General features: G+C 75.2%; 12 protein-coding genes. 4 read left to right on the top strand and 8 right to left on the bottom strand.

Annotation, left to right across the window (positions count from 1 at the left end; all coding sequences use genetic code 11):
* Positions 1-36 precede the first annotated feature (36 nt).
* Complete coding sequence (locus QQS41_RS01050; protein ID WP_448850856.1) at positions 37-1,002, bottom strand: bile acid:sodium symporter family protein; 966 nt, start codon at positions 1,000-1,002, stop codon at positions 37-39.
* Positions 1,003-1,212: 210 nt separating this feature from the next.
* A complete protein-coding gene (locus QQS41_RS01045; RefSeq protein WP_448851925.1) occupies positions 1,213-2,061 on the bottom strand; it encodes a peptidylprolyl isomerase in 849 nt (282 codons plus the stop codon).
* Between the two features lie 419 nt (positions 2,062-2,480).
* On the opposite strand from QQS41_RS01045, the gene QQS41_RS01040 reads away from it, so the two are divergent.
* The 3 genes from QQS41_RS01040 to QQS41_RS01030 are packed head-to-tail and all read left to right on the top strand — an operon-like array spanning position 2,481 to position 7,279.
* Entirely contained in the window at positions 2,481-3,158 is a 678-nt protein-coding gene (locus tag QQS41_RS01040) for an MBL fold metallo-hydrolase (protein ID WP_448850855.1), read from the top strand.
* An 18-nt stretch (positions 3,159-3,176) separates the two neighbouring features.
* Positions 3,177-4,457 carry a histidine--tRNA ligase gene (hisS, locus tag QQS41_RS01035; protein WP_448850854.1) on the top strand — a complete coding sequence of 427 codons (1,281 nt, stop codon included), beginning with the start codon at positions 3,177-3,179 and terminating at the stop codon, positions 4,455-4,457.
* Positions 4,458-4,471: 14 nt separating this feature from the next.
* Positions 4,472-7,279, top strand: a complete 2,808-nt coding sequence (locus QQS41_RS01030) for a DEAD/DEAH box helicase (protein ID WP_448850853.1) — start codon at positions 4,472-4,474, stop codon at positions 7,277-7,279.
* Here QQS41_RS01030 and QQS41_RS01025 read toward each other — a convergent pair.
* The 3 genes from QQS41_RS01025 to QQS41_RS01015 all read right to left on the bottom strand — a co-directional run bounded on the left by QQS41_RS01025 (position 7,276) and on the right by QQS41_RS01015 (position 9,960).
* A complete protein-coding gene (locus tag QQS41_RS01025; protein ID WP_448850852.1) occupies positions 7,276-7,989 on the bottom strand; it encodes a DUF2786 domain-containing protein in 714 nt (237 codons plus the stop codon). The two genes, QQS41_RS01030 and QQS41_RS01025, sit on opposite strands and share 4 nt — an antisense overlap.
* 145 nt (positions 7,990-8,134) lie before the next feature.
* Entirely contained in the window at positions 8,135-8,830 is a 696-nt protein-coding gene (locus QQS41_RS01020) for a CE1759 family FMN reductase (protein WP_448850851.1), read from the bottom strand.
* Complete coding sequence (locus tag QQS41_RS01015) at positions 8,830-9,960, bottom strand: LLM class flavin-dependent oxidoreductase (RefSeq protein WP_448850850.1); 1,131 nt, start codon at positions 9,958-9,960, stop codon at positions 8,830-8,832. Before QQS41_RS01015 ends, QQS41_RS01020 begins: the two co-directional genes overlap by 1 nt.
* A 154-nt stretch (positions 9,961-10,114) precedes the next feature.
* On the opposite strand from QQS41_RS01015, the gene QQS41_RS01010 reads away from it, so the two are divergent.
* Entirely contained in the window at positions 10,115-11,134 is a 1,020-nt protein-coding gene (locus QQS41_RS01010) for a hypothetical protein (RefSeq protein ID WP_448850849.1), read from the top strand.
* Between the two features lie 229 nt (positions 11,135-11,363).
* Here the strand turns inward: QQS41_RS01010 and QQS41_RS01005 are convergent, their stop codons facing one another.
* From QQS41_RS01005 to QQS41_RS00995, 3 genes are all read right to left on the bottom strand, one after another.
* The gene (locus QQS41_RS01005) at positions 11,364-12,809 is read right to left on the bottom strand and encodes a nucleobase:cation symporter-2 family protein (RefSeq protein WP_448850848.1); all 1,446 of its coding nucleotides are present in this window, start codon (positions 12,807-12,809) and stop codon (positions 11,364-11,366) included.
* A gap of 172 nt (positions 12,810-12,981) precedes the next feature.
* A complete protein-coding gene (locus QQS41_RS01000) occupies positions 12,982-13,728 on the bottom strand; it encodes a CBS domain-containing protein (protein ID WP_448850847.1) in 747 nt (248 codons plus the stop codon).
* A gap of 126 nt (positions 13,729-13,854) precedes the next feature.
* Positions 13,855-15,210, bottom strand: a complete 1,356-nt coding sequence (locus QQS41_RS00995; RefSeq protein ID WP_448850846.1) for an L-serine ammonia-lyase — start codon at positions 15,208-15,210, stop codon at positions 13,855-13,857.
* Positions 15,211-15,213: the final 3 nt, after the last annotated feature.

The following is a 15,213-nucleotide window of genomic DNA, read 5'->3' as shown; positions in this document are numbered from 1 at the left end:
TGACGCGCCCGGGGCGTGCGCGGGTCCCGGGCGCGGTCAGCCGCGGCGGGCCATCACGGAGGCGACGAACGCGCCGGAGAGGTTGTGCCAGAGGCTGAACACCGCGGCCGGCAGGGCCGCCAGCGGCGTGAGGTACTGGCCGGCGAGCGTGGCGGCGAGGCCGGAGTTCTGCAGGCCGACCTCGAAGGACAGGGCGCGGCGGGTGGCCCGGTCGAGACCCGCGGCGCGGCCGGCGGCCCAGCCGAGCGCGAGCCCCGCGCCGTTGTGCAGGACGACGGCGACGAGGACGATGAGGCCCGCGGAGACGATCTTGTCGGCGGAGCCGGCGACGACGGTGCCGACGATCATCGCGATGACGATGCCGGAGATCCACGGGAACGCCGGCTGCAGCTTCTCGACGAGGCGGCGGGCGACGATGCGGATGACGACGCCGACGGCGACCGGCACGATGACGGTCTTGATGATGCTGCCGACCATGGACGCCGCGTCGACCTCCATGTAGGTGCCGGCGAGCCACAGGGTGAGCACCGGGGTCAGCAGCGGCGCGAGCAGCGTCGAGCAGGTGGTGACGGCGACGGAGACGCCGACGTCGCCGCGGGCCAGGTAGGTCATGACGTTGGACGACGTGCCGCCCGGGGCGCAGCCGACGAGGATGAGGCCCGCGGCCAGCTCCGGCGGCAGGTTCAGCGCCTTCGCGATGGCCCAGGCGGTCAGCGGCATGATGACGAACTGCGCCACGATGCCGAGGGCCACGACGCCGGGCCGCCGGGCCACGGAGCGCAGGTCCGGCGGGGTGAGGGTCATGCCCATGCACAGCATGATGATGCCCAGGAGGATCGGCACGTGCGGGGCGAGCGGGGTCCAGGTGCCGGGGGAGAGCCAGCCCCACAGGGCGGCGGCGAGCACGATGAGCGGGAAGACGGTCGATGCCATGAGCATCGCGGAGCCGCGCCCGGCCTCCGCGCCCGCCCCGCGCCTGCTGGTCGTCGTGGGAGTGTCCATGCGGGGAAGGCTACCCTGAGCGGTCTACTCCGCCGACGGCGGGGTGCGATCCGCGTCACAGGCCCGCCGGACCCCGGCCGGCTCCGCCCCACGGCGGGGACGCCCGCGTCCGCTCCGGGCGTCCGCGCCCACCGGTTCCCGCGATCGGCGACGGCCCCCGCCGGCGTCCGGGAGGGCGCGGCGGGGGCCGTCGTCAGGCGATGGGGGAGGCTAGGAGACCTCGGCGGTCTCGATGCGGACCTCCTCGGCCGGCTTGCCGTCGGGCTGGCCGGCCTCCGGGGCGACGCCGTTGGCCGCGATGTCCTTGACCACCTGCAGGCCCTCGGGGGTCATCTTGCCGAGGATGGTGTACGCCGGGGGCAACTGGCCGTCGGCGTAGTTGAGGAAGAACTGCGAGCCGTTGGTGTCCGGGCCGGAGTTTGCCATGGCGATGGAGCCCTCCGGGTAGATCAGCGGCGTCTGCGCGTCGAGGTTGGAGTCCTTCACCGGCCACTCGTCGGGGAAGGAGAAGCCCGGGCCGCCGGCGCCGGAGCCGGTCGGGTCGCCGCACTGCAGGACGTTGAGGCCGCCGCCGGTGATGCGGTGGCAGACCGTGTCGTCGTAGAAGTCCTGCTCCGCCAGGTGGACGATGGCGTTGACGGCGCACGGGGACACCGCGCGGTCCAGCTCCATCGGGATGGCGCCGTGGTTCGTGTTCAGCGTGACGGTGACGGTGCCGGTGGCGGGCACGTTCTCCGCCGGCGGCGGGGTGACGCCCGCGTCCTGCCCGTCGGACGGGTAGGTGCAGGTCACGGTCTCCGGCAGCGCCTCCTCGCGGGACATCGGGACGATGTCGCCCTGGACCGGGGTCGGCTCCAGCGCGATGGGCTCGGTCGGCGCCTGCGACTCGGCGGCGGCGGGGTCGCCCTCCGCCGTCAGGTCCTCCTGCCCGCGGGTGGTGAGGAACCAGATGCCGCCGACGATGGCGACGAGGATCACCAGCGTCGCGGCGACCACGCCCAGGGGGCGGGCCTTCTCGGCGCGGTCGCGCTTGTTCAGCTCGCGCTCCAGCTTCTTCATCGCGTCTTGGCGCCGCTGGCGGTTGTCGGCGGTGTCGGCCACGTGGTGCCTGCCTTCCGGGTGGTCGGTGCGGTCGGGGTACGGCGATCCATTATGCCCCGGCGCGGCGCGCGGGGAGCGCAGGGCCGCGGGCGCGGCGCGCGTGACGGGTCCGCGGATGGTGCGGGAGGGGCTTTACGACGGCACCCGCCCCGGGTCGTCGGCGCCGGCCGCGGGGGAGGCCGGCCGGGGAGGGCGCGGACGGCGGGCGGTAGACTGTCGTGCCGAAGGTTTCGCCGCGTGAACGGTCGCGGTCCGGGCCGGGGCGCGGGCCCCGGGCCGGAGGGGACCCGTCGCAACGCACCGCGTCCCGCGACCGCACCCGGCGACCCGGCCCCACCACCCGCGCCCCGCACCGCAACGACAGGAGAGCCCGCGCCATGGAGATCCTCGGCTTCCCCGCCGGCCCGCTGCAGACCAACTGCTACGTCGCCACCGGACACGACGACGCCGGCGACGGCGCCGCCCGCCCCTGCGTCGTCATCGACCCCGGCATGGGCGCCCACGAGCGGCTGAGGGAGGAGTGCGCCGCCCGCGGCCTCGTCCCCGAGGCGGTCCTGCTCACCCACGGCCACATCGACCACACCCGCGACGTCGGCGAGGTCGTCGCGGAGTGGGACGTGCCGGTGCTCATCAACTCCAATGACCGGTTCATGCTGGAGAACCCGATGATCGGCGCGGGGCTGAGCCTCGGCGCGATGTTCCGGGTCTCCGAGATGACGCCGCCGGAGGACATCCGGGACCTCGAGGACGGCGACGAGGTGAAGTACGGCGGCCTCGTCTTCTCCGTCATCCACGCCCCGGGCCACTCGCCGGGCTGCGTCATGCTGCGCGTCTCCGACGGGGCGGACGAGGTGATCGTCTCCGGCGACGTGCTGTTCGCCGGCTCCATCGGCCGCACCGACCTGCCGGGCGCCGACCCGGAGGCGATGATGGCGTCGCTGCGCGACCGGGTGCTGCCGCTGGAGGACCACCTGCCGATCCTGCCGGGGCACGGGCCGACGTCGACGATCGGCGACGAGCGGGCCTCCAACCCCTTCCTCGCCCAGGTCCGCTAGCCACGTATCATCTGCCGGGTGAGCGAGAAGAAGCAGAAGATCCAGCCGTTCTCCGCCCCGAAGGGCGTCCCGGACTACGCGCCGCCGGCGTCGCGCGCGTTCGAGGCGGTGCGCGCGGAGTACACGCGCCGCGCCCGCCTGGCCGGCTACGAGCACATCGAGCTGCCGATCTTCGAGGAGACGGGGCTGTTCGCCCGCGGCGTCGGCGAGTCGACCGACGTTGTGACGAAGGAGATGTACACCTTCGCCGACCGCGGCGACCGCTCCGTCACCCTCCGCCCGGAGGGCACCGCCGGCGTCATGCGCGCCGTCATCGAGCACAACCTCGACCGTGGCCAGCTGCCGGTGAAGCTGTCCTACACCGGCCCGTTCTTCCGCTACGAGCGCCCGCAGGCCGGCCGCTACCGCCAGCTCCAGCAGTTCGGCGTCGAGGCCATCGGCGTCGACGACCCGGCGCTGGACGCCGAGGTCGTGGCGCTGGCCGACGCCTGCTTCCGCTCCATCGGCCTGACCGGCCAGCGCCTGGAGATCACCTCCCTCGGCGACGAGACGTGCCGCCCGGCCTACCGGCGGAAGCTGCAGGACTTCCTCTTCGCCCTGCCGCTGGACGAGGAGGCGCGCCGCCGCGCCGAGATCAACCCCCTGCGCGTCCTCGACGACAAGCGCCCCGAGGTCAAGGAGATGACGGCGGACGCACCGCTCATGCTCGACCACCTCTCCAGCGAGTGCCGGGAGCACTTCGAGACGGTCACGGGGCTGCTCGACGACATGGGCGTCGCCTACGAGGTCAATCCCCGCATGGTCCGCGGCCTGGACTACTACACCAAGACCTGCTTCGAGTTCGTCCACGACGGCCTCGGCGCCCAGTCCGGCATCGGCGGCGGCGGCCGCTACGACGGCCTGATGGGCCAGCTCGGCGGCCAGGACCTCTCCGGCATCGGCTTCGGCCTCGGCCTCGACCGCTCCCTGCTGGCCCTCGAGACCGAGGGCGTGGAGTTCGGCGCCGCCCGCCGCGTCGACGTCTACGGCGTCGCCATGGGCTCCGACGCCAAGCGCCGCATGGCCCGCCTCGTCGACGAGCTGCGCGGCGCCGGCGTCTCCGCCGACATGAGCTACGGCGACCGCGGCCTCAAGGGCGCGATGAAGGGCGCCGACCGCGCCGGCGCCCGCTTCGCCCTGGTCCTCGGCGACCGCGAGCTGGAGGCCGGCGAGGTGCAGGTGAAGGACCTCGCCGAGCACTCCCAGGAGGCCGTCGCCCTCGACGCCGCCGTCGCGGATCTCGCCGCCCGCCTGGCCTGACGCCGGGGCACGCCATGGACGCCGTCGCGCTGCGGACCCTGCTGGACCGGGCCGACCGGGCCATCGCCGTCGGCGACGGCGTCCGGACGCTGGCCCGCGACATGGGCGCCGCCGCCGGTCCGTGGCAGCCGCCGGGGATCGACCTGCCTGGCGGGGGCGACCTGGGCGACGCCCGCGTCGTCCTGTTCCCGCCGGCCCTCGCCGCCTGGCCGCCGGCGCTGCTGCCGGGCCTGGAGGCGGCGGCCTCGCCCGGCTCCGCCGACGTGCTGCGCCGCGCGGAGCTCGCCGGCGCCCGCGCCGCGGTCCTGCGCGCGACCGCCGCCCACGCCTCGCCCGGCCTCCTGGGCCGGCTGTTCCTGTCCGGCCGCACCCGGCGCGCGGAGCAGGCGGCGGCCGAGCTCGCCGCGGTCCTCGACGACCCCGGGTCGGCGGCGGCCCTCGACGACGCCGCGGCGCTGCTGGACCGCGCCGGCGCCGCCGCGGCAATCCAGGCGCAGGGGGTGCCGCTGCTGCCCGGCGCCCACGGCTGCCCGCCCCACCTGCTGGAGGCCGTCCGCGCCGCCGTCGCGGAGCGGCTGGGCGGTGGCGTGCGCGAATGGACCTGGGTGGAGCCCGACCGCGTCCAGCGGGTCCTCGCCCGCGCCCGGTCGCTCGCCTCCGACCCGGACTCCGAGCCGCGGCTGCGCGCCGAGGCGGAACGCCACCTTCGTGCCCTGGCCGCCGACCGCGCCCGCATCCTGCTGGCCGGCCTGCCCGTCGACGCGCTGCGCACCGTCACCGACGAGCGCCTGCGGTTCGCGGGGCTGGAGCAGGTGCGCGTGACGACGGTCGCCGACGTCCTGCGCGCCCCCGAGGCGGTGCTGCGCCAGGTGCCGGGCATCGGCGAGCGCACGGCCCGGCGGCTGCGGGCGGCGGCGCAGACGCTGCAGCACGAGGCCGAGTCGGAGGCCGGCACGTCCATCGGCGACGAGCCGACCGCCCCGGCCGTGCAGCTGGTGCGCGTCCTGCACCGCTACGACCAGGTCGACGATCTGGACGAGGTCGAGCGGGCGCGCCGTTCCCGGCTCCTCGACGCGGCGGCCGTGCTGCCGGAGACGGCGTCGCCGCTGCCGTGGCCCGTCGCACTGGCGGGGGCGGACGCCCCGGTGGCCTTCGCCCGCTTCCTCGACGACGTGGCGTGGGCCGACGCCCACCCGGAGTCGCTGACGCCGACGGCGGTGCACGACGCCGGCGACGCCGCATGGTCGGACTACCTGGAGCGCCCGGCGCACTACCAGGCGCTGCTGGCCACCCTGCTGCGGCTGGAGGTCGAGGGCGGCGACCTCGACGCCCCGACGCTGCAGCGCATCCGCGACCTGCACCTGGACCGCACGCACCTGCGGGACCTGCACCTGCGCGGCTACCAGTCCTTCGGCGCCCGCTTCGCCCTCGTGCAGGGCAAGGTCATCCTGGGCGACGAGATGGGCCTGGGCAAGACCGTCCAGGCGCTGGCGATGGCCGCCCACGTCGCGGCGCAGTCCGCGGCGGAGACCGCGGCGGGGGAGCGCCCGGGGCGGATCCTCGTGGTGTGCCCGGCCTCCGTCGTCGTCAACTGGCTGCGGGAGGCCCGCCGCTTCACCGACCTGCCGGTCCACCGCGCCCACGGCGCGGCGAAGGACGACGCAGTGCGGGCGTGGGCGGAGCTCGGCGGCGTGTGCGTGTGCACCTACGACGGCGCCCGCACCCTCGACTTCGCCGATGCCGAGCCCGACGCGGTCATCGTCGACGAGGCGCACATGGTGAAGAATCCGGAGGCGCAGCGCAGCCGGGCCGTCGCGCGGCTCGTCGCCGCCGCGGGCCACGCGATGCTGCTCACCGGTACGCCGCTGGAGAACCGCGTTGACGAGTTCGCGAACCTCGTGAGGATGGTGCGGCCGGATCTGCTGGACGACGGGCGCGTGACGCTGCCCGCCGGAATGTTCCGCACGGCCGTCGCCCCGGCCTACCTGCGGCGCAACCAGGACGACGTCCTCGACGAGCTGCCGGACCTGACGGAGAAGACCGACTGGATCGACCTCACCGACGCCGACCGGCGGCACTACGACGCCGCGGTCGCGGAGGGCAACTGGATGCTCATGCGCCGGGCGCCGATGACGACGCCCGGCAATTGCCCCGCGAAGCTGGAGCGCGTCCGGGAGATCGTCGACCGCGCCGCCGACGGCGGACGCCGCGTCCTGGTGTTCACGTTCTTCCTCGACGTGTTGGAGGTCCTGCGCGCCGAGCTCGGCGACCGCGTCGTCGGCGTGCTCACCGGCTCGGTCGCCCCGGACGAGCGGCAGGCGATGGTCGACCGGCTGGGGGAGGCCCCGGCCGGGTCGGTGCTGCTGTCGCAGATCACCGCCGGCGGCACGGGCCTCAACATCCAGGCCGCGGGCGTCGTCGTCCTGGTGGAACCGCAGGTGAAGCCGACGCTGGAGGACCAGGCCATCGCCCGCGTGCACCGCATGGGCCAGACATCGCAGGTCGTCGTGCACCGGCTGGTCGGCGACGACACGGCCGACGAGCGGCTGCTGGAGATCCTCGGCGACAAGCGGCGCATCTTCGACGCCTACGCCCGTTCCAGCGAGTCCGCCGACGTCGCCGACGCGGTCGACGTGTCCGAGGCCGACATCGCCCGCAGCATCGTCGCCGCCGAGCGCCGCCGCCTGGGCTACGACGCGGACGACGCCTCCCGGGACGGGGGCGACGCCGCAGCGGATTCCCGCGATGTCGCAGGTGGCGCGATGTGCGACGGCGCCTCCGGCGATGCCGGCGGATCCGGGTCCGCCGGGTCCAGCATCTAGCCCCCGATGGCCTTGCGCGGCTCCATCCGCCGCGCGCCGAGGTCCACGGACCCGGCGGCGCGCACCCCGTCGCCGAGCGCAGCGGGGTCCATCTCCGCGGTGCTGGCGCGGCCCGCCCGGACGCTGTAGCGCCGCGCCATCTCGGCCTCGGCCCGGCGGCCGTCGTCCAGCAGGGCGAGCCCGGTGCCCGGGCCGTGCTCCTCGGCCACCGCATGCTCCACCTCCCGCAGACGGGCGGCGATGCCGCGGGAGAAGCCCACCATGAAGGACCGCCGCAGCCGCGCCGTCTCCGCGGGGTCGCCGACCTCCGAGCGGAGCTGCACGGCACGGCCGGCCATGTGCGCGTCGAGCATCGGCCACAGCAGGTCCAGGCGATCGACGTGCCGGCGGGCGCCGACGAGGATGGCGCGGCGCCCCGTCCCGCCGAGCTTCCGGGCCGCGGAGGCGCAGTGCAGCGCCCGCGCCAGCGACCCCAGCAGGGCCAGCCGCTGCGTCACGTAGCGCCCGGTGACGTCGATGGTGCGCTCGACGACCTCGTGCGGGTCGGCGTCTCCGGCCTCCGGCAGGTCGGACTCCGTGAGCCCGTACCTGGCCAGCAGCTCCAGCGCCTTGGCCTCGAAGATCTCCCCCTCCGGCGTGCCCGCCCGGTCGGCGGCCTGGTTGAGCAGCGCGCGGATGCGGCCGCGGATGACGTCGCGTCGGTTCCCCATGCGCCGCATCGTAGGCCCCGCGCCGCCGGGCCCCGCACGCGCGCCGCCGCCCGTCCGTCACGCGGTGGACGGGCGGGCGGCGGTGGACAACTCCGGCGCGGCCGGGCCGTGGACCGTGCCGGGAAAGGCCTCGGCCGGCGGGCCGTCAGCCCATGTGGCCGCGGAGCAGATCCTCGAAGCCGACGCCGGTCTCCTCGACGCCGGCGCCCGACGGCCGGGCGCCGCGGGAGCCGCCCGCCCCGTCGGCCGTCGCGCCGCCGAGGCCGCCGACGGCCTGCGCCAGCAGCAGGTCGGCGAACTGCCCGGCCGCCCGGTCGACGCGGGCGTGCAGCGGGGCGACGCCCCGGCCGTCGTCGCCGCCGGTGAAGGCGGCCTCGCCGAAGTCGTCGGTGGCGGCGAAGACGCCCGTGGGCGCGACGACGGCGCCGAAGTGCGCGAACAGCGGGCGCATGGCGTGGTCGACGACCAGCCCGTGGCGCGCCGTCCCGGCGGTCGCCGCCACGAGGACGGGCACGCCGCGCAGCGCCTCGTCGTCAAGCGCGTCGACGAACATCTTGAACAGGCCGCTGTACGACGCCTTGAACACCGGGGCGGCGGCGATGACCCCGTCGGCGGAGGCGACCGCGCGGCGGGCGTCGTCCAGGGCGGGGGAGGACAGCCCGCCCGCGGTGAACGCGGTGGCGAGGTCGCGGGCGAGGTCCCGGACCTCGATGACCTCGACCTCGGCGGCCTCGCCGCGGCTGGAGACCGCGGCGACGGTGGCGTCGGCCAGCATGTCGGCGAGCTGGCGGGTCGACGACGGCGACGACAGCCCGGCGGTGACGACGACGATGCGGCGCATCAGCGGCCCTCCTCCCCGGCCGCGGGCTTGCCGGGCTCCACCTGATGGTGCGGGTGATCGCGGTGGTCGCGCAGGTACGCGTGGTCCGGCGGGTCCGACGGCACGCCGGCGGGGCGGCGCAGCTCGAACTCCCTGCGCAGGACGGGCACGACCTCGCGGCCGAGGATCTCGATCTGCTCCAGGACCATGTCCAGCGGCAGCCCGGCATGGTCGATGAGGAACATCTGCCGCTGGTAGTCGCCCACCCAGTCGGCGAAGGACAGCGTGCGGTCGATGACCTGCTCCGGCGTGCCGACGGTCAGCGGGGTGACCTCGGAGAACTCCTCCAGGGAGGGGCCGCCGCCGTAGACCGGGGCGTTGTCGAAGTAGGGGCGGAAGATGCGCTTGGCCTCCGCCTCGGTCTCGCCGAGGAAGACCTGGCCGCCGAGGCCGACGATGGCCTGCTCGGCGCCGCCGTGGCCGTAGCGCTCGTATTCGCGGCGGTAGATTCCGACCATCTTCGCCGTGTGCTCCTTGTTCCAGAAGATGTTGTTGTGGAAGAAGCCGTCGCCGTAGAACGCCGCCTGGTGGGCGATCTGGACGGAGCGGATGGAGCCGTGCCACACGAACGGCGGGGTGTCGTCGAGCGGCCACGGCGTGGAGACGTAGCCCTGCAGGGGAGTGCGGAACTGGCCGGACCAGTTGACGGGGCGCTCGCGCCACAGGCGGCGCAGGAGGTGGTAGTTCTCGACGGCCAGGGGGATGCCCTGGCGGATGTCCTTGCCGAACCACGGGTAGACGGGGCCGGTGTTGCCGCGGCCCATCATGACGTCGACGCGGCCGCCGGAGAGGTGCTGGAGGAAGGCGAAGTCCTCCGCGATCTTCACGGGGTCGTTGGTGGTGATGAGCGTCGTCGCCGTCGACAGCTCCAGCTTTTCCGTCTTCGCGGCGATGTAGCCGAGGTGCGTCGTCGGCGACGACGGGACGAACGGCGGGTTGTGGTGCTCGCCGGTGGCGAAGACGTCGAGGCCGACCTCCTCCGCCTTGAGGGCGACGGCGGTCATCGCCTCGATGCGCTCGCCCTCGGTGGGGGTGCGGCCGGTGGTCGGGTCGGTGGTGACGTCGCCGATGGTGAAGACGCCGAACTGCATGCCGTGCTCCTGTCGTCGGGTGCGGCCCGTGCCGCGGGTTGATGCGTCAACAATATGCGTTGCGACGGGTGCCTGTCAACAATCTCGCCCGGATCCCCGCGCCCGGTGACCCGCCCGCCCGGCGCGCGGCGGCGCCCGTGGCAAGATGGCGGCCATGCCCGCGACCACGCCTCCGGGACCGCCCGGCCCGGGGTGGTCCGGCCCCCATGAGCCCCGCCCGTGGGGGAACCCGCAGCAGCCCCCGAACATCCCGCCGCACCACCCGGACGCGAACCCGCACCCGGGCCGGCACGCCGGCGGATTCGGCGCGCCGCAGCCGGGCCCGTACCCCGGTGCGCGGCACGGAGGCCCCGCCCCGCACCCGCAGCTGCCGCCGGGCCCGCCGCCGTTCGCCGACGGCGCGCATGTCCCCCACGGCCCGTACGGTGCGCCGCTTCCACCCGCGCCGCCGCGGCGCCGCGGCTCCGGCTGCCTCGCGGCCGCCGTCGGCCTGGTGGTCATCGGCGCCGTCACCATCGGCCTCATGCTGCTCGTCGGCCTGTTCACGGGAACGACGACGTCGCCGACGCCCGTGGTGCGCCCCGGCGCGCCCTACGTCAACGACGACGCCGGCTCGACGTGCACCCTCGGCTTCCTCGGAGAGGACGCCGAGGGGCGCCTCGGCTTCCTCACCGCCGGGCACTGCGGCTCGGTGGGCGACGAGGTCTCCGTCGACACGCTCCTGGGACCCCGCGTCATCGGGCGCTTCACCGTCGCCCGCGACGACGGCATGACGATCCAGGACCTCGACCTCGGGTTCATCGCACTCGACGACCCGTCGCTCGCCGACGCGTCCATCCTCGGCGTCGACCGCGCCCCGGGCGACGTCGCCGAGCTGCCGGAGCTGACCGCGGAGAGCCCCGAGCTCTGCTTCTCCGGCCAGATGTCCGGGGTCGCCTGCGGCGCCTGGGGCGGCGTGCCCGGCGCGCCGTGGTACGTCTCCGACGTCGCGCTGCGCGTCCCCGCCATCGAGGGCGACAGCGGCTCGCCGGTCTGGGCGGAGGCCCCGGACGGGACGCTCGTCGCCGTCGGGATCCTCGCCGGCACGGGCGTCGACGACGAAGGGGAGTCCTACGCCGAGCTCATCTCCGGCCCCGCCGCCGCGGAGCTCGGGCTGCGCGTCACCGGATCCTGAGGCGCGGCGCGGCCCGGGGACCCGCACGTGCGCCGGCGCGCGCCGGCGTCGGCGGGTGCACGCGGTCCGAGGACAGCGCCTCCGCGGGGCCCGCACGCCCCGCGCGCACGACGACGGCGGCCGCCCTCCCGGGGAAACCGGGAAGGGCGGCCGCCGTGCAGGGGGCGCGGGGGCCGCGGCGGGGAGCGTCGTCACGCACCCGCCGCGGACCGTGCGCGGCGCGATCGCGTCAGCGGTGCCCGCGCGGGGCGTCGCCGAAGCCGTCGTGGTCGTCGTCCTTCAGGTTCAGCTTGCCGCGGAAGGTGTCGTGCGCCGTCTGCGCCGCGGACTTCGGGGCGCGGGCGCCCGTGTTGAACATGAGGTTGAGCAGGATGGCCGCGACGGAGCCGATGACGATGCCGGAGGACAGGAACGTCTGCGACCACGCCGGCAGGCCGGAGAACAGCGCCGGGGCCACCGCCGGCAGCAGCGCCAGCGCCAGCGGCACCGCCACCACGACGATGTTGGACTCGGTGAACTTCACGCCCGACAGGGTGCGCACGCCCGCGGCGGCGACCATGCCGAACAGCGCGATGCCCGCGCCGCCCAGCACCGGCGCCGGGATCGCCGCCACCAGCGCGGCGGTCTTGGGCAGCAGGCCCAGGATGATGAGGAACGCGCCGGCGACCGCGGTGACCCAGCGGGAGCGGACGCCCGTCAGGCTCAGCACGCCGATGTTCTGCGCGAACGCCGTGTACTGGAAGGTGTTGAACACGCCGCCGAGCACCGTCGCCGCGCCGTCTGCGCGCAGGGTGTCGGCGATGCGGCGGTCGTCGACCTTCGAGTCGGTGATCTCGCCGATGGCCAGCACGTCGCCCGTCGCCTCGACCATGGTGACCAGGGAGACGATGCACATCGCCAGGATGGCCGCCGGGACGAACTCCGGCAGGCCGAAGTAGAACGGCGTAGTCAGGCCGAAGACGGGGGAGTCGGCCGTCTCCGACCAGTCGACCATCCCCAGCGGGATGCACACCAGCAGGCCCACGACGAGGCCCAGCAGCACCGCGATCCGCGACAGCATCGGCGGGCCCCAGCGCTCGATGACCAGGATGAACACCAGCACGAAGAACGCGATGGCCAGGTTTTGCGGCGTGCCGTAGGCGTCGGTGCCCTTCAGGTCCGCGCCGCCGCCGACCCAGTCCGCCGCCACCGGCATCAGCGTCGTGCCGATGATGAGCAGCACCGTGCCCGTCACCAGCGGCGGGAACAGCCGCAGCAGGGAGGCGAACAGCGGGGCGAACAGCATCATGAAGATGCCCGACGCGATGACCGCGCCGTAGATGGCCGGCACGCCGTAGGTGCCGCCGATGGTCACCATCGGGATGGCGGCGGAGAAGGTGCAGCCCTGGATGAGCGGCAGCCGGACGCCGAAGCGCCAGATGCCCACCGACTGCACGATCGTCGCGACGCCCGCGACGAACAGGTCCGCGGCGATGAGGTGCGGGATGTCGGAGGGCTGCATGCGGCCCTGCTCCACCAGCGCCCAGCCGACGAACAGCGGCACCGCGACGGCGCCCGCGTACGCGGCCAGGACGTGCTGGAACCCGAGGATGAGCGCGCGCAGGTGCCCCGGGTACTGGTTGACGGGATGATCGGCCGCCTCCGGCGACCCCGGTGTGGTCAATGGCTTCGTCACGGGTGAATCGTAGCGTCCCGGGCCCCGGCCCACCCCGGGGTCTCCCCGGATCCGGGGCGGAAACGGGGGCGATCGGGCGGGATCCGGGCGCGGTGCGGGTCCGCCGGCCCGGTGCATGGGGCGTCGCGTCCCCGTCGCGCGGGGGCCGGTGCCGGCCTCCGGGGTGCGGCCCTCAGGCCCCGGGGCCGTCGAGCGCCGCGTACAGCGCCGGCAGATCCCCCATGGCGACGACGCGCAGCGGCCGGTTGTCGGCGCGGCCGTGCTCGGTGACGATGACGGCGCCCGGCCGCCGCGGGTCGTCCGACTGCGACAGCAGGTGGATGATCTCCGTGATGGGCGCCAGCCGCGCGACGAAGACCGGCTCCGCGTCGCCGGCGACGTGCGCCAGGACGTCGCAAACGGTGCGCGCGCCGATCTCCCCGTCCGTCGTCACGTCCTCCGCGACCCAGCGGGCGATGGCGTCGGTGGTGAGCATCGCGATGCCCCGGCCGTCCTCGTACACCGGGAACTGGGCGTGCGGCCGCTCGTGCAGGGTCCGCAGCATCCGGCGGACGTCGTCGTCCGGCGCGAGCGTGACGGGGTGGCGGTGCTCCAGCACGTCGAAGACGGTGGGCGGGGAGTCGAGATCCTCCGCCAGCTTCGCGATCGCCGCGACCGCCTCCGGCAGCGGGTCCGCGATGGGCCGGCCGTCGCGGTAGGCCGCGTGGCTCAGCGCGTTGCGCAGCTCCGCGAACGCCTTGAACGCGTCGAGCTGGTGCCGCGTCATCCCGTGCCGGTCGTGCAGCCGCTCCGCCCGCTTCACCGCGCCCGTCCAGTGCTCGGTGGGCACGCGCTTGACCAGGATGGCCTCGATCCGCGCGTAGTGGTCCAGGAAGGTGCGGGCCCTGTCCCCGGGGCGGGTGCCGGCGTCGTCGTCCATGCCCCCGATGCTATCCGCGGGGCCGGGTCGCCGCCGCCGTCCGCCGCACGGTCGCCGCGGGTCGCCGCCGCATCGCGTGACGACGCCCCGATCCCCGCCGCGGGCCCCGGCCGCACGGCGCGGGCGTCAGCACTCGGTGAGGTTCACGGCCAGGCCGCCGGCCGCCGTCTCCTTGTACTTGTCCAGCATGTCCCGGCCGGTCTCCGCCATGGTGCGCACCGCGTCGTCGAGGCTGACGACGTGCGCGCCGGTGGAGTGCATCGCCAGGCGCGCGGCGTTGATGGCCTTCACCGCCGCCATGGCGTTTCGCTCGATGCACGGCACCTGCACCAGGCCGCCCACCGGATCGCAGGTGAGGCCCAGGTTGTGCTCCAGACCGATCTCCGCGGCGCGCTCGACCTGCCACGGCTTGCCGCCGAGGAAGGCGCACAGCCCCGCCGCCGCCATCGCGCACGCGGAGCCGACCTCGCCCTGGCAGCCGACCTCCGCGCCGCTGATGGACGCGTTGCGCTTGATGATGATGCCCACGGCGCCCGCGGTGAGCAGGAACGTCCGCGCCGCCTCCCCGTCGAAGCCCTCCTCGAAGTCCAGGGCGAAGTGCATCACCGCCGGGATGATCCCGGCCGCGCCGTTCGTCGGGGCGGTGACGACGCGGCCGCCCGCCGCGTTCTCCTCGTTGACCGCCAGAGCGTAGAGGTTCACCCACTCCATCGCGTGCAGCGGGTCCGTGCCGCGGCGGCCGGCGGAGGCGGCGAGGCTGTCGCGCAGCGCGGACGCCCGGCGCTCCACGCCGAGGCCGCCCGGCAGGATGCCGCGCGCGCCGGCGCCGGCGGCGACGCACTCCCGCATCACCCGCCACACCCGGTCCAGGTGCGCGACGACCGCCTCCTCGCCCCCGTGGAGCGCCGTCTCGTTGGCGAGCATCACCTCCGCGACGGTCAGGCCCGCGCCGTCGCAACGCTCCAGCAGCTCCCGCGCCGTGGAGAACGGATGCGGCAGCTCCGCCTCCCGGCCCGCGGCCGCCGCACCGGGGCCCGGCTGCGCCCCCTGCAGCGCCTCGCCCGGCAGGATGAAGCCGCCGCCGACGGAGTACCAGTCCTCCTCCTTCAGCACCTCGCCGTCGCCGCCGAGCGCGGTGAAGACCATGCCGTTGGGGTGGGAGGGCAGCGCCGCGATGTCGAAGCCCAGCCGGTAGCGCAGCCGCCCGGCCGTGCCCTCCGGCGGCACCGGGAGCCCGGGCGCCGGATGCTCGTCCGGCGCAACGGTGTCGGGGGAGTGGCCCGCCAGGCCCAGCACGACCGCGCGGTCGGTGCCGTGGCCCCGGCCGGTCGCGGCGAGCGAGCCGTGGAGCATCACGTCGACGCGCACGGTGCCCTCCGGCGCGGCGGCCGCGAACGCCGCGGCGGCCCGCATCGGGCCGACGGTGTGCGACGACGACGGGCCGATGCCCACCGAGAACATGTCCAGCGCGCTGATGGCCATGCG

The sequence above is a fragment of the Corynebacterium sp. 335C genome (assembly GCF_053525695.1).
Note: the sequence above shows the minus strand (reverse complement) of the source record. Positions and strands in the feature narration are given on the sequence as shown.